Source organism: Streptomyces milbemycinicus (assembly GCF_002154605.1).
Taxonomy (GTDB): Bacteria; Actinomycetota; Actinomycetes; order Streptomycetales; family Streptomycetaceae; genus Streptomyces; species Streptomyces milbemycinicus.
The window spans coordinates 1-514 of the sequence record NZ_MUNE01001286.1; the positions used below are offsets into that span (position 1 = coordinate 1).

A 514-nucleotide genomic window follows, 5' to 3' on the forward strand; every position below is an offset into this window, starting at 1 on the left:
CGGCGCCTGGAAGTCGTAGGAGACCGTCGGCAGGTCGTTGGGGTAACCGGTTTCGTGGCTCTCCTGGTTGGGCTCCTTGAGGTCCACCCGCTGCGAGCAGCCGTGGTACAGGTAGTAGCCCTGCCAGACCGAACCGCTGCCCAGCTTGGTCAGTGCCAGCGAGGTGACGTCCTCGGCAGGCACGATGGGCCTGCGGTGGTAGGCGATGGCCATGCCGCCGCCCAGCTCGCAGGTGGCGTACGGGTAGCGGCCGGCGTCGGGGCCGGTCGCGGTGGACGCTGAGGGGCGTAGGTCGGCGCCGATGGCGTGGTCGTCACGGATCGGCGTGAAGAAGAAGTGGCGGCGCACCTCCCGCGCCGGACCGATCTCGGCGTCCTCCCAGAACGCCTCCGGGTAACCGCCGTACAGCGGCAGCAGCGTGTCGCGCGGGATGTCGGCCGCGCCCCAGGCCGTCGCCGTCCACAGCGGTGCCCGCATGCCGACGTTTTCTGCCATGCGGCGCAGGGTGGCCAGG

The 514-nt window shown here is 71.0% G+C and carries 1 pseudogene; it reads right to left on the reverse strand.

What is annotated here, in order from left to right:
* Nucleotides 1-514, reverse strand: a pseudogene (locus CCN51_RS52655) (beta-galactosidase); the annotation flags it as partial.